At 28.3% G+C, this 25,745-nt stretch carries 19 protein-coding genes; 8 read left to right on the forward strand and 11 right to left on the reverse strand.

Annotated features, from left to right (window positions below; genetic code table 11):
- Nucleotides 1-123 precede the first annotated feature (123 nt).
- A complete protein-coding gene (locus GCL60_RS14330) occupies nt 124-1,515 on the forward strand; it encodes an MFS transporter (RefSeq protein WP_153421364.1) in 1,392 nt (463 codons plus the stop codon).
- Nucleotides 1,516-1,534: 19 nt separating this feature from the next.
- Here GCL60_RS14330 and GCL60_RS14335 read toward each other — a convergent pair whose 3' ends face one another.
- The 4 genes from GCL60_RS14335 to purH all read right to left on the reverse strand — a co-directional run bounded on the left by GCL60_RS14335 (nt 1,535) and on the right by purH (nt 5,347).
- Entirely contained in the window at nt 1,535-1,963 is a 429-nt protein-coding gene (locus GCL60_RS14335; protein WP_153421365.1) for a hypothetical protein, read from the reverse strand.
- A gap of 24 nt (nt 1,964-1,987) precedes the next feature.
- Complete coding sequence (locus GCL60_RS14340) at nt 1,988-2,761, reverse strand: substrate-binding periplasmic protein (RefSeq protein WP_153421366.1); 774 nt, start codon at nt 2,759-2,761, stop codon at nt 1,988-1,990.
- Between the two features lie 34 nt (nt 2,762-2,795).
- Nucleotides 2,796-3,560, reverse strand: coding sequence for a substrate-binding periplasmic protein (locus tag GCL60_RS14345; protein WP_161998229.1), 765 nt, complete (start codon nt 3,558-3,560; stop codon nt 2,796-2,798).
- 128 nt (nt 3,561-3,688) lie between these two features.
- Nucleotides 3,689-5,347: a bifunctional phosphoribosylaminoimidazolecarboxamide formyltransferase/IMP cyclohydrolase gene (gene purH, locus GCL60_RS14350; protein ID WP_161998230.1), complete on the reverse strand. Its 1,659-nt coding sequence runs from the start codon at nt 5,345-5,347 to the stop codon at nt 3,689-3,691.
- 384 nt (nt 5,348-5,731) lie between these two features.
- On the opposite strand from purH, the gene GCL60_RS14355 reads away from it, so the two are divergent.
- Complete coding sequence (locus GCL60_RS14355; protein WP_153421369.1) at nt 5,732-6,865, forward strand: cyclic nucleotide-binding domain-containing protein; 1,134 nt, start codon at nt 5,732-5,734, stop codon at nt 6,863-6,865.
- Between the two features lie 14 nt (nt 6,866-6,879).
- On the opposite strand, the gene GCL60_RS14360 is transcribed toward GCL60_RS14355, so the two are convergent.
- From GCL60_RS14360 to nadA, 3 genes are read right to left on the reverse strand one after another with little or no spacing between them, the layout of a single operon-like run.
- The gene (locus GCL60_RS14360) at nt 6,880-7,446 is read right to left on the reverse strand and encodes an acyltransferase (protein ID WP_153421570.1); all 567 of its coding nucleotides are present in this window, start codon (nt 7,444-7,446) and stop codon (nt 6,880-6,882) included.
- A gap of 51 nt (nt 7,447-7,497) precedes the next feature.
- On the reverse strand, nt 7,498-7,890 hold the full coding sequence (locus tag GCL60_RS14365; RefSeq protein ID WP_153421370.1) for a hypothetical protein: 393 nt from the start codon (nt 7,888-7,890) through the stop codon (nt 7,498-7,500).
- Nucleotides 7,891-7,912: 22 nt separating this feature from the next.
- Nucleotides 7,913-9,025 (reverse strand): quinolinate synthase NadA, encoded by a 1,113-nt coding sequence (gene nadA, locus GCL60_RS14370; protein ID WP_153421371.1) that lies wholly within the window; start codon nt 9,023-9,025, stop codon nt 7,913-7,915.
- 192 nt (nt 9,026-9,217) lie between these two features.
- On the opposite strand from nadA, the gene GCL60_RS14375 reads away from it, so the two are divergent.
- The 3 genes from GCL60_RS14375 (at nt 9,218) to dinB (ending at nt 12,193) form a co-directional block, all read left to right on the forward strand.
- Nucleotides 9,218-10,075 (forward strand): 3-hydroxybutyryl-CoA dehydrogenase, encoded by an 858-nt coding sequence (locus tag GCL60_RS14375; RefSeq protein ID WP_153421372.1) that lies wholly within the window; start codon nt 9,218-9,220, stop codon nt 10,073-10,075.
- A 49-nt stretch (nt 10,076-10,124) separates the two neighbouring features.
- On the forward strand, nt 10,125-10,955 hold the full coding sequence (locus tag GCL60_RS14380; RefSeq protein ID WP_153421373.1) for a Bd3614 family nucleic acid deaminase: 831 nt from the start codon (nt 10,125-10,127) through the stop codon (nt 10,953-10,955).
- A 125-nt stretch (nt 10,956-11,080) separates the two neighbouring features.
- Complete coding sequence (gene dinB, locus GCL60_RS14385) at nt 11,081-12,193, forward strand: DNA polymerase IV (RefSeq protein WP_161998231.1); 1,113 nt, start codon at nt 11,081-11,083, stop codon at nt 12,191-12,193.
- Here the strand turns inward: dinB and GCL60_RS14390 are convergent, their stop codons facing one another.
- Nucleotides 12,194-12,988: a transporter substrate-binding domain-containing protein gene (locus GCL60_RS14390; protein WP_153421375.1), complete on the reverse strand. Its 795-nt coding sequence runs from the start codon at nt 12,986-12,988 to the stop codon at nt 12,194-12,196.
- 471 nt (nt 12,989-13,459) lie between these two features.
- On the opposite strand from GCL60_RS14390, the gene GCL60_RS14395 reads away from it, so the two are divergent.
- The 3 genes from GCL60_RS14395 to GCL60_RS14405 are packed head-to-tail and all read left to right on the forward strand — an operon-like array spanning nt 13,460 to nt 16,508.
- Nucleotides 13,460-15,082, forward strand: coding sequence for a Do family serine endopeptidase (locus GCL60_RS14395; protein ID WP_153421376.1), 1,623 nt, complete (start codon nt 13,460-13,462; stop codon nt 15,080-15,082).
- A gap of 27 nt (nt 15,083-15,109) precedes the next feature.
- Entirely contained in the window at nt 15,110-16,138 is a 1,029-nt protein-coding gene (locus GCL60_RS14400) for a hypothetical protein (RefSeq protein WP_153421377.1), read from the forward strand.
- Nucleotides 16,113-16,508 (forward strand): hypothetical protein, encoded by a 396-nt coding sequence (locus GCL60_RS14405; protein WP_153421378.1) that lies wholly within the window; start codon nt 16,113-16,115, stop codon nt 16,506-16,508. The genes GCL60_RS14400 and GCL60_RS14405 overlap by 26 nt, the downstream gene beginning before the upstream one ends.
- A gap of 10 nt (nt 16,509-16,518) precedes the next feature.
- On the opposite strand, the gene GCL60_RS14410 is transcribed toward GCL60_RS14405, so the two are convergent.
- The 3 genes from GCL60_RS14410 to GCL60_RS14420 form a co-directional block, all read right to left on the reverse strand.
- Entirely contained in the window at nt 16,519-22,419 is a 5,901-nt protein-coding gene (locus GCL60_RS14410) for a calcium-binding protein (protein ID WP_153421379.1), read from the reverse strand.
- Between the two features lie 241 nt (nt 22,420-22,660).
- Nucleotides 22,661-23,089, reverse strand: coding sequence for a Cu(I)-responsive transcriptional regulator (cueR, locus tag GCL60_RS14415; protein ID WP_153421380.1), 429 nt, complete (start codon nt 23,087-23,089; stop codon nt 22,661-22,663).
- Nucleotides 23,073-25,388 carry a heavy metal translocating P-type ATPase gene (locus tag GCL60_RS14420; RefSeq protein ID WP_202614037.1) on the reverse strand — a complete coding sequence of 772 codons (2,316 nt, stop codon included), beginning with the start codon at nt 25,386-25,388 and terminating at the stop codon, nt 23,073-23,075. The genes cueR and GCL60_RS14420 overlap by 17 nt, the downstream gene beginning before the upstream one ends.
- Nucleotides 25,389-25,745 lie beyond the last annotated feature (357 nt).

A 25,745-nucleotide genomic window follows, 5' to 3' on the forward strand; every position in this document is an offset into this window, starting at 1 on the left:
ATTAGTCAATTAAATAAAAGATTAAAAACTTAATTTGCTTCGTTTTAAAAATGAAATAATATATTTTAAACTTTACATGATTGTTGGTGAGTATTATAAATGAAAGTTTTATGAAAGGATTTTATGAAAAATAACAAACCCGACATAATGATTGCATTTTTAATCTCTCTTGCATTTTTTATTGAACTACTTGATACTACAATAATAAACACTTCCATACCACAAATGGCAATAAGTTTTAATGTTCCTGAAACTGCAATTAAGTTAGCTATTACAAGTTATTTAATTTCACTTGCGATTTTTATCCCAATTAGCGGTTGGTTTGCCGATAAATTTGGATCGAGGACTATTTTTTGTTCTGCCATTTTTATTTTTACAATAAGTTCTTTATTTTGCGGTCTTTCGAATTCTATTTACGAACTTGCTTTTTATCGAATTCTTCAAGGCATCGGCGGAGCTCTGATGACCCCAGTTGGTAGGTTAATTATTCTTCAGACGTTTGATAAGAACGATTTAATAAAAATTATGAGTTATATTTCAATTCCAGCATTATTTGGGCAAATGATAGGACCTCTTTTAGGTGGAATTATTACAACTTTCTACTCATGGCACTGGATTTTTTTTGTTAATATACCATTAGGCATTATATTATTTTCGCTTTCTTTAAAATTTATTAAAAATGAAAAGTCAATATATCTCAAAAAACTAGATTTAAAGGGTTTTATTTTAATTGCATTAGGACTTAGCTTTCTTAGTTTTAGTCTTGAAAATTTAAGTGAAAAAATATTTCCAAAATTATTTCTTATAATTTTAATGTTTATAGGATCTATTATTTTAATATATTATATTTTTTATTCTAAAAAAATTAAAAATCCAATCATAAACCTTAAATTATTTCAGACAAAAACATTTAAAATAGCTAATATTCAATTATTAATTAGTATTTCATCTGTAGGAGGTATTTCTTTTTTAATTCCGATATTGTTACAATCACAATTTAAAATGACACCACTACATTCTGGAATTATGGTTCTTCCCATTGCTATTGGAGCCATTTTTATAAGATTTTTTGTTTCAAAATTAGTCTCAACTTTTGGATACAGAAAAATATTAATAATAAATCCTTTAATTATTTCATGTTGTGTTCTTTTATTATCATTTATAAAAGAAAATAACATTTATTTAATCATTATTTTTGGATTTTTATTTGGTATTTTTTATACATTACAAATTTCAGTAACAAGTATTTTAGGTTATTTAGATATAAAAGCAATTGATAAAAGTAATGCAACAAGTATCCAAAGCTCTTCAATACAATTATCTATGAATATGGCAATTTGTTTTAGTGCTTTATTTTTAAACTTTTTTTTAACACTAAATAATGCAAAACTTGGTATAATAAATAACACGAATGAAGTACTTTTATCATTTCAATATTGCTTTATAATAATGTCTATCCTTTTTCTATTAAATTCATTTTTTGCTTATTTTCTTGATAAAAAAAATTTAAATTAAGAAGCTATAAATTAAAGAATTATTTACAACTTTCGCCAGGAGCAGCAGGCATATTGCAACTACTACAACAATTTTCTCCTCCTGTATCAGAAATACAAGTATTGCAATATGCCAATGCAATCCATTCAAAGACACACCACCCCGAACAGTTACAGCAAACTGTTTTTGCCCAAGGATTTGCAGTTAAATTTTTATTTTTAGGGTCTTTATAGTCTTTAAATAGAGTCATACAAGCATCAAGCTTTTTGGGTACGTTTGCAGGTGCTAATTTTTTATAGGATTCTATTATTTTTTTCTTATCTTCTTTAGATTTTGCAGTATCTAATTTATTTATAACATCTGCTCCTAATACCCACCTTACACATTCTTGCATTTCTGTAAATGAAAATGCTTTACTCATAAATAAAATACTAGAAATAATAATAAAAAATAAAGTAATTTTTTTCATATACAATCTCCATGTAAAATATTTTTATTTTTTTTGTGACCAATTTTCAACATTATATTTGTCATATAATTTTTGGTAAAAATCCGTAGATTTATAGTTCGCAATATATTCATCAAATATTCTAGATAATTTTAAGCTTTTTTCTTTATTTTTAGGACTTAATGCAAAATATAAATATTCTGTTTTAAGACATCCTACTTTTTTTACCTGATCAATTAAGTCATTTTTCTTTAAATAATAATCAGAAGTAACATAGTCTAAAACCAATGCTTGATAAGTATTATTTAATAAGTTTTTAAATCCTATTGTAAAAAGATCTTCCGTACTAATATTTTTAATTTTATTTTTTTTATCGCTGTTCTTATTTATATATTCCATAAGGCCAGGATAATGAGCACCTTGTGAAATAGCTATAGAAATATTTTTTAAAGAATCGATACTTTTATATTCCCAAGTGCTATCTTTTTTTACATAAAAACACATTTGCTGATAAGCCACAGGTTCTTTCGGAAAAATAAAGTCGGGAGCTTCAAGTTTAGCAGGAGCAAGTAAACCATTAATTTTTCCATCACGAACTTCTGACACCGCTAAAGCCCAATTATATTTTTGAAATTGCACATCAATTTCTTGACTTTTAAATGCATTTTCCACTATCTCAACTGATAGTCCAGGTTTTTCATCTGAGTCACACATCCAAGGGCACCATGGATTCCATGCGACATTAATAGATTCCGCTTTTAATTTATTGCTACAAAATAAAGTGATTATGAATAATGATAAATACAACTTAATCCGCATAAAATCCCCTATATATCTATTTAAGAAATCACTTTTAAAAATCAATATCAGTTAGATCGTATTTTTTCATTAATTTTTTTATATATGATGTCTTTTTTAATTTAATCATATTTTTATCAAATGTTTCTGAAATAAATTTACTTTTATTTTTATATTTTGGAGAAAAAGCAATATAAATTTTTTCTTTTTCCAAACAACCAACTTGTTTAAATTTATCTTTTTGCTTATTTTTATTTATATAATATATTGCTGATGTTCGATTAATTAATAGAGCTTCGAATTCATTTTTAGAAAGTTTTTCAAATCCTGTTAAATAAATATCTTCTGAGCTTATTACATTAATTTTTTTTGGATTATCAATATTATTATGAATATATTCCATTAATCCATTATAATTCGCCCATTGAGAAATACCCAAATGAATAGATTCTATAGAACTTTTGTCTTTATAACTCCATATTGAGTTTTTATTTACATAAAAACACATTTGCTGAAATCCTAAAGATTCATTAGGAAAGTAAAAACCTTCCGCTTCATCTTTTGATGGACTAAGTAAACCTAATGCATTTCCTTCTTTAACTTCGTGAATTGCTACTGGCCAAGAATAACGTTGAAATTCAATATTTAAATTTGATAATCGAAAAATTTCAGAAACTAATTCTGATAAAAATCCAGGTTTTTTAGATGTATTACACATCCATGGACAATTATAATCCCAAGCTATTTGAATAGGAGATGCATTAGCAAAAACATTTATTATAAGTAATATATATAAAATAAAAAAATAACGTATTCTCATAAAATTCCTAAACATAGAAATTCATTTATTTTGGATAAACTTATAATATGATATTTTATATTTATATTTAATTATTGTCAGGTTAGAAAAAATTTTTTTGACTATAAAATAAGTGACATCAATAAATTTTAATGTTTAAAATGACGGTTACCCGTGAACATCATAGAAATTCCATATTTGTCACATGCTTTTATAACTTCAGCATCTTGAACACTACCTCCTGGCTGAACAATATGCTTAATCCCACTTTGATTTATAAGTTCAATGCTATCTGGAAAAGGAAAAAACGCGTCACTCGCTAAAATAGCATTTGTTAAAGGAAGTCGAATCTTTTTTAAACACTGCTCTACGGCATCGACACGGTTTGTAAATCCACCCGCAATAGATAGAGACTGATATTCATTTGCTAAAACAATGGCGTTCGATCGAACATGTTTTACAACTGTCATTCCTAAAGTTAATGCTTTTATAATATCAGGCGAAGGTTTAACAGTTGTTGGAAATGTTACTTTGTTAAAATCTAAAACAATGTCATTTGAACTTTGCGCTAAAAAACCACCTTGGACATGAGTAAAAATGATTTTATTAGCTAAAGGCAATTCAGGATTAAAAGTAACTAAACGTAAATTTTTCTTTTTTTGAAGAATTTCGAGAGCTTTGGAATCGAAATTTGGTGCAATAACAACTTCTAAAAAAGTTTCTGATAATTTATTTGCCAACTCTTCCGTTACATTTTTTGTGACACAAACAATGCCGCCAAAAGGACTTACCGGATCAGACTCAAATGCTTTGACATATGCTTGAAATAGAGAATCTTTTGAAACGCCTACACCACAAGGTGTGTTGTGTTTTAAAATAACAGCAGCATAATCTTCTTTAAATTCAGTAGCCAAGCGAATTGCATGCTCAATATCTAAAACATTATTGTAACTTAATTCTTTGCCATGAAAACACTTCATATTTGCAATAGAGCATACTTTATTCTCTTTTTGTAAATCAGAAATACGGTAAAATGCTGCATTTTGATGAGGATTTTCACCATATCTTAACGATTGTTGTTTTGTTAAAGAAAGAGTTACGTTATCAGGAAGGGTTAAAATGGAATTTACGTTTTCCGTTCTAACGGGTCCAATTTTTGAAGATAATTCGTTTTCTAATTCAAATTTGTTTTCTAGCGTTGCAGAAATGATTTCGTCGTAAGAAGCCGTTTCTCTAAAAGCCTTAACTGCCAATTGTTTTCTTAGACTTAATGTCGTATTTCCCTGATTTTCAGAGACTACTTTCATAAAATATTCGTAATCAGCAGAGTCACATAAAACAGAAACAGAAGCATGATTTTTGGCAGCCGCCCTTAGTAAGCTAACACCACCTATATCAATATTTTCAACTAATTCTGTTGTTGTTGCCCCTTTTGCCAACGTCTTTTGAAATGGGTACAAATTACAGATAACAATATCAAAGGGTTTAATGTCATGATCTTTCATGTCTTTTGCATCAGAATCCAAAAGTTCTCTTCCCAAAATGCCACCAAAGACTTTTGGGTGTAATGTTTTCACACGGCCACCTAATATTTCAGGAAAATTTGTAATGGAATCAATGGTAGAACAGGAAAAACCTAAATTTATGATGGCATTGTATGTCGAAGACGTTCCTACAAGCTCACAATCCCATTTTGTTAAAAGCTCACAAAGTTCTTTTAACCCCGATTTATCAGACAAAGATAAAAGAGCTCTGCGTACCGGAATCAAATTTTTAACTTCAATAGAGGGGATATTTTGATGGCTCACGTGCGTCTCCAAAATAAGGGATTATTAATACTCTGAAATCACTATATTATTTTTAAATAAATCCTATTTCATGCCCTTTATAATAAAATGACATAAACAAGCAAATTGTTGATAACACTGGCCATACAAAAAATAAATATCTAAAATTAAGAATAGCTATTCCGATGTAAAAAGAGAATAAAATATTTATCAAGGGTAATTATATGAAGATAACGTTTTTAAAAAAATTTAATTTTAAAATTATACTCATTACTGTTTTCTTACTTAGTTTTACAAAAACAGCTGATGCTAATTCATGTAAAAGTTTAATTGATAATAAAATATTTATCTTTAACCTTAATCATTAAATTAATTTTCTAAATTAGATAAGATTTCGGAGTAAAGATGATTGAATCATTTAAAGATATATCTCTATTCAAAGATTTAAATGACAATCAATTAGAACGTCTTCAAGAAATTTGTTATGAATTAAAACTAAATATTGGAGAAATATTTATTCATGAAGGAAGACTAGAACAAAGATTTTTTATTATTATTGATGGCAGTGTAGAAATTATCAAAAAAAATGGAGATAGATTTTACCCTTTAGCAAAACTAAGTAAAGGTGAAATTGTTGGTGAAATGGTACTTTTTGAAAATGCGGCTCGCTCTGCAAGCGCAAAAGCAATAGAACCTTCAACCGTTTTATGTTTTGATCTTGAAAAAATTAAGAATGATCCAAACTACCTAGATATTTATGCTAAATTTACATCTTTTTTTGGTGAAAAAATCTCAAAAAGACTACGCTACACCAATGAAGTCACAGTTGAGGTTTTAAAAGAGCGTCTTGCTATTGGCAATTTTGCGGTTAATATTATAGCAATTACAACATTATATGCACTTAGTTTACAAATGCTTCAAAAGCTAAAAAGTTATATGTCTAATTCAACTTTAGTTACAATTATAGTTTTAATTATGTTTTGTTACTTTATAATTTCAATGATGCTTAAAAGTGGTTACCCATTAAAAACTTTTGGTATTACAATTGAAAACTGGAGAAAATTAGTCATTGAATCTATTTTATATACGATTCCTTTATTAGTGATTATAATGCTTCTTAAATATATTGTAATTACTTTTAATCCCAAACTTCATCACCTTCCTTTATTTGACCCCATGTCTATTTTTAAAACTTCTGCAGATATCAGCTTAAAAGTATATTTTGCGGCCTTGTTTGGATATATTATTTTTGTTCCCATTCAAGAACTTATTGTAAGAAGTGGCATTCAGTCTGCACTCCAAAAATTTCTAACAGGCTCTAAAACAAAAACTATGTGGTCTTCTATTATTCTCTCTAATATTCTTTTTGCTGGTGGACATTCACATATTAGTGCAGGATTTGCTTTGTCTGTTTTTATCCCTGGTATTTTTTGGGGATGGCTGTTTGCAAAACAAAATTCTCTTATTGGAGTCAGTGTTTCTCATATTTTAATTGGTGTTTGGGGAGCTTTTATAATCGGGTTCGAAAACATTTTTTAGTTATAAAAAATAAATTATTTTTTTTCTTTTCTATTTCTAATTACTTTAATAGGATTACCAGCACAAATAGTCCATTCCATAATATTTTTTGTTACGACAGATCCCATACCAATTACAGAATGATTTCCTATTTTAACATTATCAGCAATACAAACATTTGCACCAATCCAAACATCTTCACCAATTTCTATTCCATGAGATGTGACTGGCTGATCTTTTATGTTACGATTTGGATTCATACCATGATTAAATGCATAAATTTTTGTTCCACTCGCAATTCTTGAGTGCGATGAAATAGAAACACCTTTTACACCACCATCAATAGAAACTCCTGCATTAATACTTACACCATCTGCAATTGTTATTGGTCCATGCAAAAAAACATCCGAAGCAATTGTTACGTTATTTCCAATAATAATATCTCTTCCAGGCTCTGCAAAAATATTTGCGTTTGGGGAAATAAAACAATTGCTCCCAATTTTAACCGTTTCTAGCTCTTGTAAAGCAGATTGAATTTCATCTTGCCAAGCCTTTGCCCAAATTAAATGTTTTGGTTTTAATGAGTAATAAAGCCATGGCATATAACAAAGTCGCTTTTTATGTTGTTCAATAAACTTTTCCACTCATTTTACCTATAATGTTTTTAATTCTATTTTTTTATAACTGATCATGGTTCTGCGAGCATCAAATAAACTTTTATAACTTTCATATCGGATTCGAAGTTTTTCGGTTTCTGCTCGAGAATTTACAATTTTTTCTAGCAATTCGATATATTCCATATCTGCTTCTGCCAACCGCTTTAATCGTGCCTCGGGAATTTTTTCGCCTGTTAACTCAATACGATTCATGATTTTTGCACGAATAGATGTACGAAGAAGTTCTAGGCGCTCTGCCTCTTTTCTTTTTTCTACATATTCAAGGCCAATTTTATTTGCGAGTTGTATAATTTCTTCTAAGCCCATTTCTTTTATGGGAGTCACAGGCTGATTTGAAGAAAAGTTTTTTTGTATATTTTCGTCTGACAAAAGACCACCTTTAATAAAAAGCTTATTTTGATAACGTAACACTCATTTCTAACATACGAGCCAAAGCTTGTTTTGCAAGAGTACGATCAGGCTCCTGAACTGTAATTACATTTTTTGGCGTACCTGCTTTAATTTGCTCTAAAGCCCAAGTTAAATGAGGAAGATCAATACGATTCATTGTTCCACAAAGACACATAAAAGGATTTATACTTACTATGGTTTTATCTGGGTTTTCTTTGGCAATTCGATTTACTAAATTTAATTCGGTACCAACAGCCCACTTACTTCCAGCTGGACTCGCTGCAATTGTTTTTACAATAAAATCGGTAGAACCAGCACAATCGGATTTATCCACGACTTCCATGGAACATTCAGGATGCGAAATAATTTTAAATTCAGGATCTTTTGCACGAATGGTATCAATTTGTTTTGAACTAAACATCATGTGAACAGGACAGCACCCCTGCCATAACATGACTTTTGTATTTAAAATATTTTCTTTTTCCAAACCGCCATAAGGTTTTTTAGGGTTCCATAAATTCATAGATTCCAATGGAATTCCAAGCTTTTTCGCCGTATTTCTTCCTAAATGTTGATCTGGATAGAAAAAAAGTATTTTTCTTTCTTTCAAAGCCCAATCCACAATTTTTCCAGCATTCGAACTGGTGCAAATCACACCACCTTTTTTAGCAACAAAAGCTTTTAGTGCTGCAGTAGAATTTACATAAGTAACAGGCATAATACTTTCATGACCAACAACTTCAACCAGTTGTTCCCATGCCTCAATGACATCATCTGCATCAGCCATGTCAGCCATGTCGCAACCAGCACCTAAGTCCGGAAGTACAACAACTTGATTTCCTGTTTTTAATATATCTGCACCTTCAGCCATAAAATGAACGCCGCAAAAAACAATATAATCGGCTTCTGTTTGCTGCGCAGCGTATTGAGCTAATTGAAGTGAATCACCACGTACATCACTCAATTCCACAATTTCAGGGCGTTGATAATGATGTGCAAGCACAACAAGTTTTTTTCCAAAAAAACTTCTTACAGATTGAATACGTTCGCGCAATTCTTGCTCTGTTAATGATGGATAGGGAGCAGGAAGTGGTGTTTGGTAAGCAATAGCCATGGTTCAGAATCCTTAAAAAATAATCCTGCACAAATACAGGTCAACTCTTATGACTTGAGCATAACTTCTTCAACATCTCAAGTATTCTTTTTTTCTTTCCGTTTCCTTGATTGATAAAAATAAGGAAATATAGTTCACATACCTGCTAACGCATGAACGCTCAAATTACGAATGAAATTTTAGGAGGATCGCATGGCTCTTACTTCACAAATTAAAACAATTGCCGTCATAGGTGCGGGACAAATGGGAAGTGGCATTGCTCAAGTAGCTGCACAAGCTGGTTTTCAAGTAATAATATGTGACAACCGCAGTGAAGGGTTAAATAAAGCTGTCCAAGGAATTGAAAAAAGCCTCGCAAAATTATTTGAAAAGGGAAAAATAGACGAACATCCTCCAGCTATTTTAGGTAGAATTAAAAAGACAACTCAGTTATCTGACCTTGTTTCTGCTGATTTTATTATAGAAGCCATTCATGAAAATGAAGCTTTAAAAAAAGAAATATTTTCTCAACTTGATAAAATAATGCCCGCTCATGTTACCTTTGCAAGTAACACAAGCAGTTTACCAATTACACGACTTGCTTCTGCCACATTAAGACCTCAGCAATTTATTGGAATGCATTTTATGAATCCTGTTCCTATCATGGGACTTGTTGAAATCATTCGAGGCCATTCGACATCAAATGAAACATATGAAATTACAAAATTACTCTCTGAAAAAATGGGCAAAGTAACAGTTTGTTCTCAAGATTATCCTGGTTTTATTGTAAATCGTATTTTAATGCCTATGATTAATGAAGCGTTTTATACTCTCATGGAAGGCATTGCAAACGCAGAAGATATTGATGCTGGAATGAAACTTGGGACAAATCAACCTATGGGTCCACTTACTTTAGCCGATTTTATAGGCTTAGATACTTGTTACGCTATTATGAAAGTATTACACGATGGTTTGGGTGATAGTAAATACAGACCTTGTCCGTTACTTAAAAAATATGTAGACGCAGGACATTTTGGAAAAAAAACGGGGCAGGGTGTTTATAAGTATTAATGAATAAAGATATAAGAAAATAAAGTTAGCAAAAGATCTTTGGTAAAATATGATTCATTTAACAGAAAAAATAATGTATGATTTAATTCATAAATTTCAAAAAAATATAGCCTTTTTAATTTTTGAAAATACAGTTTATTATTCTGTAAATCATTTTATTCCAAAAACACCAATATCGGCAATTACCACTTTAATTCAAGGAATTCATCATTTTTATCCAGAAAAATCTTTTTTTATACTTCGAAAAAAAATTTATGCATCATATACTGCGACAGAAATGTGTCATGGTATGGTTAAAGTTACTGCCAAAAGATTTTTCACTCCACTCATTCCTAAAGATCATGACATCTCAATTTCTTTTAATTTTCAAGAAATCATTTATCCTATATCCGAAAATACGAAAATGAAATGGCCACAAATACCAGAGCATAAAAATTTAAAAAATATTGAATTTTTAAAATTAACAGAAACAATAGCAAATGATATTTCTTTGCAATCAGAACTCTATCTTTCCGATAGAAAAATTGCTGCTATTTTAGTTTCTAAAGATAATGAAATATTATCAATTGGAATAAATGAAAGCTCTAAAAACAAAGCGAAACACGCAGAAGTAAACTTAATTCAAAATTATTATACTAAATTTAATCAGCCGTTACCTGAGAACTGTCGGATCTTTACAACTTTAAAACCTTGCAAAATGTGTGCAGGAATGATTTGGCATTGCTCAAAAGATATTTCAACAGTAAAAGTATATTATTTAAATGATGATTTAGGTCCTTTTTCTAAAAATACAGTCTTAAATTGTGGTACCTTAGAGCGGCAAAGAGCTGCTCAAAATAGCATAGAATTATCTATGGTGATTGAAGAAAAATTATTTTAAATTCATATATTTAAATATTGTAATAAATAATCTAACTTGCATAAAATTTAAATAACTTATAAAAGAGTTTTTTATTTGAGTATTCTTCTTGCGCAACTGTAATTTTACGGAAACGGATTTTTATTTTGAATGATAGTAACTTGCAACAAATTATTCATCCCTCTTTATTAAAAAGAAAAATCATTCATTTTGATCTTGATGCTTTTTTTGCTGCTGTTGAAATAAGAGATAACCCTCGTTTAAAAGGACAACCTCTTATTATTGGTGGCATGCCCAATGAAAGAGGAGTTGTTGCCACAGCTTCTTATGAAGCACGAAAGTTTGGCATTCATTCTGCCATGTCTTCCGCTCAAGCAAAAAAACTTTGCCCTCAAGCTATTTTTTTAAAACCAAGATTCGATGCTTATTCTAGTGCATCTGCCGAAGTTTTTAAAATATTAACAAATTATTGCTCCATAATAGAGCCTATGTCTTTAGATGAAGCCTACTTAGACGTAACAAACATCTCTCACCAAACTTCGGCTACTAAAATTGCTGAAAATATAAGACACGAAATATTTCTTAAAACAAAATTAACCGCTTCAGCAGGAATTGCTCCTAATAAAATGATTGCAAAAATTGCTTCCGATCTAAATAAACCGAATGGATTTGCTGTTATTAAACCCCAATTTTGTTTTCCCTTTATGCAAACTCTTCCCCTAAAAAAAGTTCCCTTTATTGGTCCTGTTACTTCAAGAAAATTTGCAAGTCATAATTTGTTTACTTGTTCTGATGTATTTCGTATTGGTAAAAATTATATTATTGAAAATTTTGGTCCAAATGCCGAATGGGTTTATGACAAAGCTTGTGGCATTGATGAATCGGAAGTCATTACAACCCATGTAAGAAAATCATACGGTGAAGAAGAAACATTTATCAAAGACATTATAAATTATTCTGATAAAATAAATATGCTTAAAAAAATGGTTGCAAGTTTAAGCGAATATTTATTAAAGAAAAATATCTCATTTAAAACTGTAACAATTAAAATTAAATATTCAAATTTTACAGTGAAAACAAAATCAAAAAGTTTTCCCTTATATTTTTTTGAAAAAAATATTCTTGAGAAAATATCTTTACAATTATTAGAAGAAATGAATTGTGAAAAAGTACCATTGCGATTAATGGGTGTTTCGGTTTCAAATGTAATTAATAAAAAAGATTTGCAGCAAGAAACTTTGTTTGGGGATTATATTTAATTACCTTTTTAACTCTTCCATCCATTTATCTGACTCAATATAATATTGAACCGCCTTCGCATATCCACCTGATTTTTTCCAATCTGCAAAAAAAGAATTAAACTCTTTAAGGAGATCTTCATCTTGTTTCCTTATTCCAACAGCAAGATCTTCATAATTTAATTTTTCAGGAATAATATATAATTTTCCTTTATTTTCATTAGACGCCATAAAGGCATAAATCGTATCTTGAACAAAAGCATCGGCTCTTCCTTTTAAAACAGCCGTGAGCATATCGGCATTGGTATCAAATCTTAAAATTTTTGCATTTTTAAGAGATTTTTGTAATACAAAATCACCCGTATTCCCAGTTTTAACCGCTATTTTAACATTTTTTTGATCGAGGTCTGTTAGATTCTTATATTTTTTTTCATCTTTACTTAAAATAACAATTGAATTCCCACTTTTATAAATTATATCGCTAAAATGAATTACTTTTTTTCTTTCTTCTGTAATGGACATTCCACCAGTTATAAATTCACATTTTTTGGATAATAAAGCAGGAAAAACTCCTTCCCATCTCATATCAATCATAGACAATTGAACACCAAGTTTTTTTGAAAACTCTTCAAACATTTTAATATCAAAACCAACCCATTTTCCTTTTGAAGTTTTTACTTCAAAAGGGGCATAGCCTGCAGTTGTACAAACTCTAAGTTCACCATTTTCTTTAATTTCACTTAAAATATTTTTTTCTAATGCATTCAAATTAAACGATAACATCATAAAAATATAAAATATTATTTTTTTTATCATTATTTATTTTCACCTTTAACAATTGAAAAACAATTCTGATTTTCTTTTATTTAAAAATATCCTACATTGATTGAAAAATTAATCTTAATTTCTGAATATAATTTAGTTCTCCGATGAATAATTCACAAATTAAAAACAAAAGACAATTTGGATTCCTTATTTTTAACTCAATTTTTTTAAGTAAACAATTTATATTTAAAAATTTATCATTCTTTTTCTATTTTATAAAAAATGAACTTTCATTTTGTATGATGTAAAAAAAAAAGACAACTTCATCACTTATATATATTTCTACATAAGTGGTAAAGTTGTTTAATATATTAATATTATTGTTTTATATATTGTTTTTTATGTTTTTTTAAAAATATTCTCTATCGACTTCTGTATTAGACTTCTGATATAAATCTTTTGAACTATTCATTTCCCAAAATCTTAAAGAGGAAATAAATATTATAATATTAGGAGGTTATAATGAATTCTACTAACCATAGTTCAAAAAAGGTAACAAATTTTATGAAAGCAAGAGCAAAAAATATAATAGTTGCAGGGGTTTCCATCGCAGCACTATTTGGTGTTGCAAGTGCTGGCATGTTAATTTTATATCCAAACCAAGTAACAAACATAACGCAAAACTTAACCGCACAAGCATCAAATGGGTATTCTCTACCCTCAGCGGTTCCACCAACCCCAAATCCAGATTCTGCTTTTTTAAAGTCTTTTAAAAGAGTCTTTTCAGGAATAGCAAAGGAAAGCCGTCCGGCTCTCGTTTTTATTACTGCTGAAAAAAAAGTAACTGTTAGACAAAATGAAATGCCGTTTCCAGAAGATTTCTTTTTCCCATTTATGCCTCCTCAATTCAAAGGTCCAAACGGACAACAAAGAGAAAAAAGACAATCCGTTGAAACAGATGGCGGTTCTGGTTTTATTGTTGATTTAAAAAATGGTTATATCATTACAAATAACCATGTTATTGAAGGCGCTGATAAAATTACAGTAACAACCTATGATAATCGTAAATATAAAGCAAAAGTTGTTGGAACTGCTAAAAATGTAGATATTTCAGTACTTAAATTGGAAGACTTTAAACCTTCGAATGAATTGAAACAAGTTAGCTTAGCAAATTCAGATGAAGTTGAAGTTGGTGATTGGGCTATTGCACTTGGTGCGCCGTTTGAACTTCCACAAACATTAACAATGGGTGTTGTAAGTGCTGTACAAAGATCAAGCGATACCTTAGGAATCACGGGAGCAAATAGTTTTATCCAAACTGATGCAGCGATCAATCCTGGTAACTCTGGTGGACCTCTTGTTAACTTAGATGGTCAAGTTATTGGAATGAACACTGCTATTTATTCTAAAAATGGAACAAGTGTTGGAATTGGTTTTGCCATTCCTTCAAATACAATTCGCCTTGTTGCCGATTCCATCATTAATAATGGTAAATTTAGACAAGTTTATTTAGGTGTAGAAATGTATGACCTAAATAAATTCGGTCCTGCTGCCATGAAAGAAATGAAGATAGATCCAAATACCGAAGGCGCTCTAGTAATGAGGGCTGTTCCAAAAAGTCCAGCAGCCATTGCGGGATTAAAGCCTTATGATATTATTCAAAGCGTTAATAATAAGGCTGTTAAATCAAGCATAGATATTCAACGCCAAATTATTTTCTTAAAACCAGGAACTGAAATTAAGCTTGGAATCTTACGCGAAGGCAAAACAATCCAATTAACTGCAAAAGTAGCGGAATTACCAGGTAAAACTGATCAAAATGAAATAAATTCAGACGATGATGCAAACGATTCAAAACAAGAAAAAACACAGGCATCTAATTATGGATTAATGTTATCAAATAAATCGACTGGTGATAAAGGTGTTTTAATTGCTGGTGTTCAAAATGGAAGCCCTGCTGCACAATCTGGATTAAGAAAAGGCGATGTGATACTTAAAGTAAATAAACAGTCTGTATCTTCTCCTAAAGATGTAGAAGAGATACTAAAGAAATCTAAGAAGTCTGGTGAAAACTCACCAATATTCTTACTCGTTGCCAGAGACGATGGTTCTAGTTTAGCTGTAATCCTTCCTCCAAATAGTTAAGGTTACAACACTTTAAAGGAAATAAATTTGGTTTTTGTAAGGCAAGATGAGCAATTAAGAATAATCGGAATTCACCTTGCAGGAACGAATACAAAAAAATCTGCGGTAGTAAGAACATCTGTTTTACTATCGCGGATTCTTTCTGGTCTACCTAAAAGCAATGAACATAATATTTTTAAAGAAACAATAAATTCTTACTTTCCAAAATTACCTGTTGAACCTAACGAAACAGGGCATCAATGGAGAAATTGCCTCTCTCCCTTATTTTGGGAAGCGTTCACTCCAGATATCGGAGCTACTTCTTACCAAGATTCAGATAAAAGATTAATTCAATCCATTAGCGACCATGGTGGAGCAAATATTTTTTGTATAGATGCCCCACTTACATTACCACCATGTGTAACTTGTACGTTAATTTGTCCTGGAACTATGGATTGTCCTACGAATGCAGTTTCTCTTATGCGAAAAGAATGGGAACTTAGTAAAAAAACATTTAAAAAAGTTCGTATCCCTCAACCCTATGTAGACCGCTATTTTGAAATTTTTGCACGAAATCATTTCGAAAAAAATCTTCTTTCAAGTGGTCTAGAGTTTGAAGCTGTTCTTTCTAGTGGCAAAGCTCCTTTAACAGCAAGATCAATTCGAATAGCTCGTGAATTACAGTCACTTTATCCTCATGCACTCATTTTAGAAACAAATTCACAAGCAAGTACTGTTGGATGGGGCTCAATATGTGGTGTAGAAAATGCTCGATTTGATTCCTATAAAAGCATTTCTCTTGGCGCAAAACAACGCCATGGAATCATAAAAAATCTTGAAAAATTTCGTTATGCTGTACGAAGTGCAGGAATACATGAATCTCTTTTAAAAGAAATTCCAAATGATCTTGAAGTCTTTTTAGCTGCTATGTCTGCACAAAGCGCTTGGGGATTACTTGCAGGTTTGATAGTAATAAATTCTGAATTTCTTACACTCGATGTACATTCTCCTTTTAGAGGATGGCCTTGTATTCCAAAAGGAATTATTACAAATGCAGGAACCCAAATATCTGAATAAAATAAGTGGCTGGATACTTACGGACGGAAAGTGGCATCCCACAGAAGAATGGTGGCATATTAATGCCATATATGATTTAAAAGAAGAAGGTTACCCAATTTTACAATCTAAAGAAACAAAAGAAATTTTAAAAGAAGGTGATGAATCTAAAATTCGAGATCATTTAGCGGCTCTTGGATTTATTAAAATATCGCGTAGCCAAATAGATGGAATTAAATTAAACATCACACAATTAGTTACTTTACAAAATTTATTAAGTCTTTGTAACCCGGATGATGAAATTGGAATACTTGGAAGTAATGGCGTTTTAAAATTTATTCGTATTTCAAGAATAATGAAATTAAAAAATCCAAACGCCCTTTTTGACTAAATATATTATATCAATTTTTTTCATTAAGTTTTACTAATTTTAAATGATTTTCTACTAATCCAATATTTTTCTTAATCAAATAAAAATCTTTTATTAAAATAAATGACTTATTATTAATATTTATAAACAAATCATTATTTATTTTTACTTTTTTATATTTTGGATTATTTAAATCGGAAATATCAATTTCTTTAAATTCATCATTTATTTTATTTGCATTAAAAAGATTAAAGGAATGATTTAAAATTTTAAATGTTTTAAATTCACTGTTCGTAATATTAAAGACAAATGACTCTATGAATTCATTTTCTTTATTATCAAAATGATTTTGTATCATATTTAAAATTGTACTATCAATTGTTAAATAATCTCCAACCTGAATTTCTAAATGCCTATATTTTGAAGAGTCAAACCATTTATCAATAATAACTATAAATTCGTTATTTTTATCGTCAAAAATAGACATTTTTAAATGATTTTCAATACCTCTTTTTTCTGATATTTTATCAAATTTTAAAGATGTTATTTTATTACTTTGATCATTAATTAAAATAAAATCATTTTCTTCATTTATATCTTCATTTTCAATTTTTAAAAAATATTTATTGTTTTCTGAATCTTTATTCATATTGATAAGATACATATCTGATTGAGTTCCCCCATTCAGAATAGGGTATTTAGAAATATCCTTATTATCAATTTTTTTATTTAAATAAATTGATAATAAATCTTTTCCAGCTTTTCCATGTAAAATATCGTATCCGCCATTACCAGAAATACTATTATCTTCTTTATTTCCCATAATTTTTTCTGATTTATCTGATCCAATTATATTATTAAATTTATATTCAATTGAAGATATATCATTCATATTAATAAATTCATTTTTTATTTTCAAAGTATTAATTGGCACTAATTGATTTGAATTTATATCATCAGAGTAAAGAGAGTTTTGACTAGAAATAAAAATATTTCCTTTCAAATCGGAGATATAAATATGCTGATAATATTCACCATTAAAATAATTATTTATTTTTATTGATTCTACAAAGACATTATTTTCAATATAACCTAAAATTAAATGAGAACCTTCTTTTTTAGAAAATAAATTTTTAATATCTGTCATAATAGCATCTAAATTTTCTGAAGGATTTAGATTGAAAAGCGGATCATCATTATCAATTATTTTAATATTATTTTTTTCGATGTCGCTTTGTAAAACAACATAAATATCCTTTCCTGAACCACCTTTTAAGAAATCACTACCTTTACCAGGATATATAATGTCGTTTCCTTCGTGTCCGTATATTTCATCATTTCCTAAGAGTCCATATATTATATTGTCTTTTTCATCTCCGTGAATAATATCATTTAAAGGTGAGCCAATTACATTTTCAATATTTTTAAAAACTGGAAAATCTTGAGAAGTAAATTTTTCATTAAGAGAAATATTTAATTTACCATTATGATCTGGTTTAAAATTATTAAATGTTATCGTATCAATTCCTGCTTTACCATCAATAATTCCATTTGATTTGAAATTTTTATTTTTACCTTTAACCACATCAAAAAATTCAAAAATATCTTCTTTTTCACCACCCATTATATGAACAAGATAAGAAGATGGATGGATATTAAATAAATTAATTGAAGAAGGATCGCCTATAATAGAATGAATCATATCTCCATGCTTGCCTTGATCACCAAACCCAACAAAATATAAATTTGCTTTTCTAATTTCTGGAATTTGACTTGAATTTGAATTTGCAAAGATTTCTTTCATAGAAAATGTTTTATTAACAGAAGGGCAAGGAATAGTATCATTGCCATATCTTGTAAATAGACCTCCCTCTTTAGCTTTAATTACTGTATTTTTTAATTGTAAATGTTGAGAATATTGATTTATAGCATTGCTATGCAATTGCTGTAAATTTATTTTTTCATTTTGAGATGTTTCAACAGGGGTATAAATATTATTTGTTAAACACAAATGCATCTCAGATTCCAATTTTTCACCTGGCGTAGATGTTGGATAATCAAATTCACCATCATAATTATGAAAACCACCTGAGACTTCGTAATCTGTATAAGGTAAAAATACTTTTATTTCAGGATAAATAATTTTATTAAAAAAGAACAATCCACTTGCATTTGGATTTGCTAAAAATTTATTATTATTCGATTCTAAAATGCCTGGAATAATTTTATTATGAAATGAATACTCAAGCTCACTTACATTATATTTCGGATCAAACTCTTTTTTATATGCTCCAAAAAAATCAAAAATAGAATTCATCACAACTTCGGTTTCATTAAAACCAAGCTCTCTTAAACGCTGTGAAGTTCTTACAGAATTATAAGTTCCTTGAGCAAACATAATTGAAAATGCAATGGATGTACCTATAGGTCCTACCTTTGCTGAAATTGGTAATAAGATAGCAGTTGCTAAAGATGTTGTACCTGTTGCAATTGAAAAAGAACCATTTACAAGTAAATCTTGTTTTATTCTTATATCATCAACTAAATTCGATTTTTTTATTAAATCATCACCCTTATAAATATCAATAGCTGCTGCAGCAAAATTTATTACAACCTGCAATGAGCCTAGATTATGAAATGTCTTAGGATGTTTTGACCAATACGATTTCATTCCTATATTTCTAATTAAATCTAATGCTAAATCAGTTTGATTAAATACAAAACTGGAGGAATCAATAACAGCATTTTTAACATCACCACTTTCAATTGAATCTTTAATTTGATTTAATGTATTAGGCATTAAAACAAAATTCATAAATACATTATATTTATTTGCAAAGGATGAAAATTTTTTAATTCCACTATAAGTATAATTTGAGAATTTCTTAAAATTAGATTGTTTTGAATTTAAATTTGAGTTGAAATTATTTATATTATTAAATTGATCAACTTGATCTTTCGCACCTACTACTAATGGTCTTAATGACTCTGTTTTAAAAATATTTTTTGCAATTCCATTATAAGCTAAATGAAAAACATCCCTTGTTTCTCTACCAAACGCATTTTTAAATTTATTAACCTTATTTAGAAATTGATTATCAATATAATTAGAATTGTTAAAATCAAAAACAAGCCTAGAAAATTCGTCGACCATTTTTTTATTTGTTGTATCTAAATTTTCATAATTATTTATATCATCAATAAACTTTTCTCTATCAAATACGTATATTTTTTTAGTTTTTTGAGAAAAAAACAATGGTTTCTTAAACATATCAGACTTTATTATTTTTTCTGGAAAATAGTATGCAAAAATACCGGGCATTGGATTTGGAATATTCCAAGGTTGTTTGTCTGTTTTTACTGAAATTACTTTTAAATATCTTTCTGATATTTTCTGTTTAATGCTCGCATCTTTCTCTCTAAAACCAAAATAACCATTACGTAAAATAATTTTTTTAACTATTCTTCTATCAAATTCTGCAGAAATATCAAATTGATCAAAAAAACTAAATATATTTTTTATTTTAACAAGATCATTTGTGTCTTTTGATAAGTTCAAAAAAATATTTTCTGAACTTACAGAAGAAGGATCATAATTATTATTTTGGATTTTTAAATGTATCTCTTTTAAATGAGTTGAAACAAACGTTATAAAAGAAATAGAATCATTGCTATTTAATAATAATTGTTTTGCTTTATTTATAAAGTCTAAATTTTTAGTAAATATTTCAGAGTTTGCTTTCGGAAATATTTCTTCTAATGTATTTAGATAAATTTCTTTATAATAAAGTTCTTTAGATTTATTTAATGATACATTTTTTTTACCCCAATCATTCTTAAGACTACTTACAATCTCATTTGAATCCATATTTGGATTTTGCATCAAATAATCATATATTTTTTGCCAAACTCGAATTTGTGTTTTTTTTCTGGAAAGGTCTACAAGTTGTTCATATCTATCTATTAACTTTTCTGTATAGGTAATCGATTCAGCGGAGTCTGATTCACCATCAGAAATTTTAGCTTCTAAAGATTTTTCAGCAGGATCATCAAAATTAAAATGATTTTCAATATAATGATCGGCCGCTTGTGAAGTTGTTACACCTAAAATGGTAGCACCAGCTCCTAATATTGCTGTATTTGGCTCGTTTCCTAATAATGGACTAGAAATAAACATCAAAGCTTGACCTGCTGTAATTAAAGTATCTCCAGCAGAACGTGTTAAAATCCAATTTCTGTTACTTTTATAAAAAACTTCAATTATTTTTTTAGTACCTAATATTTTTTGTTTTGATTTTGAATCTAAGTTAGATTTTTCGACTTCATTCCAATAATTACTATTTCTAAATTCTTCTAACCAAGCATTTAGGCTTTTTACTTCCTTTATATTTTCTTTAAATTGAGAAAGGCCAGCAATAACCATTTGCGCTTGTCCAGCAGCTAACAAAACATTTCCAAATGTTCCTATTGTTCCTGCAATATCTTTAAAAGAATCTATTTTTAATAAATCACCACTATAATTCTTTGCTTTCAATTCGATCAACTCAGTTAATGTTTTTCCTTCTAAAGCAAGCATTCCATAATACATGTATGCTAAACCACTTTTAATATTTGGTAAAATTGTATATGATTCAAAATACTTTGATAATGAATCATTCAAACTATTTTGGAATTTATATAAGTCATTAATATTTGATATAACAACTTCTCTCTCAGTATGCGGAAGCTTTGAAATAGTATCTAAGGCATTTAATTTTTCAAACGTTTTTTTAAATTTATTTAAATTAGGATGCTTTAAAGTATTTTGATTTGAAAAATTTCTATTTTGCTTTTCAATCATGAAAGCCAATTCTTTAAATAAATTATTTAGATCATTTGGCTTTTGAATTTTATTTGTCTTAAAAAATTCATTTATTTTATTTAAAAATTCTAATTTAAAATTTGAATTCTCTGCAGATATTTTAGTTAAATTTTCAATACTAGAATCATTGACAGAACTTTGATTAATAGAGTCATTTAAGTTTGATTTTAAATTTAAATCTAACTCAATATTCTTAATAATCTCTTTTCTAATATTTTGTATATTCTCTACACTCTCAGAATATTCTTGTCCTACATCTTTAAATTCTTGATTTGCTCCTTCATATCCAATAAACACAGCCCCACCAAATAACATATATATTTGAGATTTTAATGTTAATTCAATATATTTAGGCAAACCAGAGTTTTCTAATGCAAAAGCGAGATCATCAGCACCATCAATTACAAGTGCTCTACTTTTTATATCTGTTTTTAAACTTAAAACATTATTATGTGAATCACGTCCTCTCATTTTTCTCAGTAAAAATTTAACTGTTTTCGCCTTCTTCATAATAAAAGAATTGCCATTATAAACAGTTTTAATATCATCAATATTTTTATAAATATCAATTTTTCCCGTTGATAAATCTGTAACTTTTATTTTATTACGAGACTTATATTCTAATTTAATATTAAAATCATTTTCAAGCTGAAGAATATCATCAGATTTTTTTGTAATAATTTCTTCATTTAATTTATTTTCTAATTCTTCTAAAGATTTTTTTGAAATATTTATATCGTGAATTTTTTGATCAACATAAATTGTTGCATAAAGATCCCAGTAGTCATTCGCTGGGTCTTTCTTAATTTCAATATTATATTCATCATACATAATATGAAAATCTATTATTTTTTTTTGTTCTAATTCTATTTGATTAAAATCTTTCAAATTATCTTCTTCATTATATTTTAATAAATCTTCAGCAAAGTCATTTGAGCTTCTTAATGAATTTATATTTGAATCTTTTATTGGATCATTGCTATTTTTTTCATTTTTGTGACATCCTACATTTAGTAAAATTAAAGACAAAAATGAAACAGAAATAATATTATTTATTGGAAAAAGCTTCATGAAAGTTCCTTTTAATAACAAAAAATACTTCAAATTCAAGAAAATATGAAGAATTCATTTTTTATGAAAGCTATATTAATGGAGTAAATATAAATTAATTTTTTATAGATAATGAAATCCATTATCAAAAAAAACTTCTATACTTTAAATTTTTCAAAAACAATGGATTTACTAATTCATAAAAATTTTTTATAAAAGTAAGATATATTAAAAATATTTAACTAATATAGATAACCAAAAATTATTTTTTAATTGAAATTGCCTCTAATATAGGACAATCAGGATGATCATTTCCTTGACAATGATCAACTAAATTTTCTAATGAATTTTTCATCATCTTTAATTCTGCTATTTTGTGATTTAATTTTTCAATATGAGCCATAGCAAGTTTTTTTACATCAAAACTTGATCGTTTTTTATTACGCCATAAATTTAAAAGCTTTTTGATTTCTTCCAATGAAAATCCTAGTTCTCTAGCCTGCTTTATAAAAATTAAATTATGAATGTCTATTTCATTATATAAGCGATACCCAGAATCAGAGCGTTTTACCTTAACTAGAACTCCAATAGTTTCATAGTGCCGAATCATTTTTGAATGAATACCAGATATTTTAGAAGCTTCACCAATATTAAAATGCTTTTCACTTTTATTGTTAAAAATATTTTTCATTGTTTAATAAACTCTTGTGCTGAATTTTTAATTTCGATTTCCATGTTCTTAATAATAATGCATTTCCTATAACACTGACACTACTAAAAGCCATTGCAAGCCCAGCGAGCATAGGATTTAAAAGCCCAGCAGCCGCAAGAGGAATTCCTATAATATTGTAAATAAAAGCCCAGAAAAGGTTTTGTTTTATTTTGTTATATGTTTTTCTAGATATATCTATACTATCAAATATTAATTTTGGATCATTATTCATTAATGCAATACCAGAAGCTTGAATGGCAGCATCCGTGCCTGATCCCATAGAAATTCCGATATCAGCCACTGCTAAAGCAGGTGCGTCATTTATGCCATCTCCAACCATTGCTACTTTAGTGTTATGAGATTTCAATTCATTTATGATTTGAGCTTTTTCATTTGGTAAAATATTAGAAAAAACTTGATCAATATTAAGCTGTTTTGCTATGAAATTTGCACTACCTTTATTATCACCACTAATCATTACTGTTTTAATTCCAATCGATTTTAGTGAGTCTATTGTTAATTTAGCATTTTCTTTAATTGTATCTCTAAAAAAGTAGATGCTTCTTAAAATATAATTTTCATTATTTTTTTCAATTAAATAAGAAACACTCGCACCTTCATTTGATAACTTATCTACCTCAAGTAAATATTCACTATCTAAATGTATATTAAAATCATTTAAAAAACGATTACTTCCTAAATAATATTCTTTATTTTGAATTAATGCAAAAACACCTTTTCCATGAATAGACTGAATTTTTTCTATTTTTAAGGGAATTACATTATGTTCTTTTCCAAATTGCAGAATGGATTTTGCTAATGGATGCTCACTTCCTGATTGAATTGAAACTACTATTTTTAAATTTTCAATATCATCACTATGAAGAGAAATCACTTTTATAAGTTTTGGTTTTCCGATTGTTAAAGTTCCCGTTTTATCAAAGGCTACTATTTTAACAGAATGTGCAACTTCAAGAGATTCAGCATCTTTTATTAATATTCCTTGTTTTGCAGCCATACCAGTTCCAACCATTATGGATGTTGGAGTTGCTAAGCCTAAAGCACATGGACATGCTATAACCAATACAGCAATTGCTTTAAATATAGAATCTTCCCAATTTCCTGTAAGTAAACCCGAAATTAAAAAAGTTAATAATCCAATAATAACTACAATTGGAACAAATATAGAACTTACTTTATCAACAAGCTTTTGAATAGGTGCTTTTTTTGCTTGCGCATCTTCTACAAGTCGAATAATTTTTGAAAGCAAAGTTTCTTTACCAACTGCAAGTGTAGTTACTTTAATAAATCCACTTCCATTCATACTTCCTGCAGTTACTAAATCGCCGATGGATTTTTCAATTGGTAAACTTTCTCCTGTTATTAAAGATTCATCAACTTGGCTTTCCCCTTCAATTATTTTTCCATCAATTGGAATTTTTTCACCTGGTTTTACGTAAACAATATCGCCTATAATAACTTCAGATGTTAATATATAAATTTCTTGTTGATTTCGATATACTAAGGCTTTTTCCGGCCTAAGAGAATTCAAAGACTCAAGAGCTGATGTTGTCCGCTTTTTTGCTCTAACTTCTAACCACTTTCCAAACAAGACAAGCGTAATAATAACAGCAGAACTTTCAAAATAAATATGGGCTTGTCCATTTATTATTAAATCTGAATGAAATATGAATTGATATAAACTCATCCCATATGCTGCAGAAGTACCAATAGATACTAATAAGTCCATATTAGAACTTTTTGATAATAAAGCTTTTAAAGCAGATATATAAAATCTTTTTCCAAAATAAAATTGGATAATTGTGGCTAAAATCAGTTGAAGCCAAATATTTAATTCATAATGAATAGAGAACAACATTAATACCATAGGAATTAAAAGCGGCAAAGTAATTAACATTGCCACAACCAATTTCAATGTTTCGTTGTTTAATATATTAGATTTTTCATATTTTTTTTTTACATTTATTTCATCAATATTATCTTCAATTAATTGAGCTTTATAACCCAAATTATCTATTGTAGATAAAATCTCGTCTAGAGTAATGCTATTATTATACTTAACTTTGGCTTTTTCTGTGGCTAAATTAACAGAAGCTTCCAAGACTCCAGATTTTGCTTTCAATGCTTTTTCTACATGATTTACACAAGAAGCACAGCTCATTCCGCTTATAGAAATACTCATTTCTTTCGCATTTTCATAAGAAATAAGTGGATCTCTTGAGTTTTTATTCAACTTTATCAATGCATTAAAAAACATAGGGCCCCCCTTTGAATCCTAAAAGGAAAGCATACACCTTCCCATCATGGGAAGGTCAAGACCTTTTTTAAAATTAATTTATATTTTTTTAATATGAATCAAATTTAAGAACTTTGTTTTTAAATTTGATTCATATTATAATTAAAAATAACGATTAAATAAAAATACCTTTCGTTTTATAAGTGTTTATAAGAAAAACACAAATATTAAGCTATTCATTAATTTATTTATAAAATTATAAAAAAAAGTTGACTAATATTCTTTTTTATAATAACTGTGAATTGAAATCATCCTAGTAGATCTTTTTTAAAATAATATAAATAATAGTAACTTCTATATTTATATTAATAATTTACA

It is taken from the genome of Silvanigrella paludirubra (assembly GCF_009208775.1).
GTDB classification, from domain to species: Bacteria; Bdellovibrionota_B; Oligoflexia; order Silvanigrellales; family Silvanigrellaceae; genus Silvanigrella; species Silvanigrella paludirubra.

Excerpts from the sequence above, each read along its gene's own strand:
- GCL60_RS14395 (WP_153421376.1), top strand. The coding sequence starts at position 13,460 with ATGAATTCTACTAACCATAGTTCAAAAAAGGTAACAAATTTTATGAAA.
- GCL60_RS14335 (WP_153421365.1), bottom strand. The coding sequence starts at position 1,963 with ATGAAAAAAATTACTTTATTTTTTATTATTATTTCTAGTATTTTATTT.
- GCL60_RS14420 (WP_202614037.1), bottom strand. The coding sequence starts at position 25,388 with ATGTTTTTTAATGCATTGATAAAGTTGAATAAAAACTCAAGAGATCCA.
- GCL60_RS14355 (WP_153421369.1), top strand. The coding sequence starts at position 5,732 with ATGATTGAATCATTTAAAGATATATCTCTATTCAAAGATTTAAATGAC.
- GCL60_RS14340 (WP_153421366.1), bottom strand. The coding sequence starts at position 2,761 with ATGCGGATTAAGTTGTATTTATCATTATTCATAATCACTTTATTTTGT.
- GCL60_RS14360 (WP_153421570.1), bottom strand. The coding sequence starts at position 7,446 with ATGCCATGGCTTTATTACTCATTAAAACCAAAACATTTAATTTGGGCA.
- GCL60_RS14410 (WP_153421379.1), bottom strand. The coding sequence starts at position 22,419 with ATGAAGCTTTTTCCAATAAATAATATTATTTCTGTTTCATTTTTGTCT.
- GCL60_RS14345 (WP_161998229.1), bottom strand. The coding sequence starts at position 3,560 with ATGAGAATACGTTATTTTTTTATTTTATATATATTACTTATAATAAAT.
- GCL60_RS14380 (WP_153421373.1), top strand. The coding sequence starts at position 10,125 with ATGATTCATTTAACAGAAAAAATAATGTATGATTTAATTCATAAATTT.
- GCL60_RS14390 (WP_153421375.1), bottom strand. The coding sequence starts at position 12,988 with ATGATAAAAAAAATAATATTTTATATTTTTATGATGTTATCGTTTAAT.
- GCL60_RS14330 (WP_153421364.1), top strand. The coding sequence starts at position 124 with ATGAAAAATAACAAACCCGACATAATGATTGCATTTTTAATCTCTCTT.
- GCL60_RS14405 (WP_153421378.1), top strand. The coding sequence starts at position 16,113 with ATGCAGGAACCCAAATATCTGAATAAAATAAGTGGCTGGATACTTACG.
- cueR (WP_153421380.1), bottom strand. The coding sequence starts at position 23,089 with ATGAAAAATATTTTTAACAATAAAAGTGAAAAGCATTTTAATATTGGT.
- nadA (WP_153421371.1), bottom strand. The coding sequence starts at position 9,025 with ATGGCTATTGCTTACCAAACACCACTTCCTGCTCCCTATCCATCATTA.
- GCL60_RS14375 (WP_153421372.1), top strand. The coding sequence starts at position 9,218 with ATGGCTCTTACTTCACAAATTAAAACAATTGCCGTCATAGGTGCGGGA.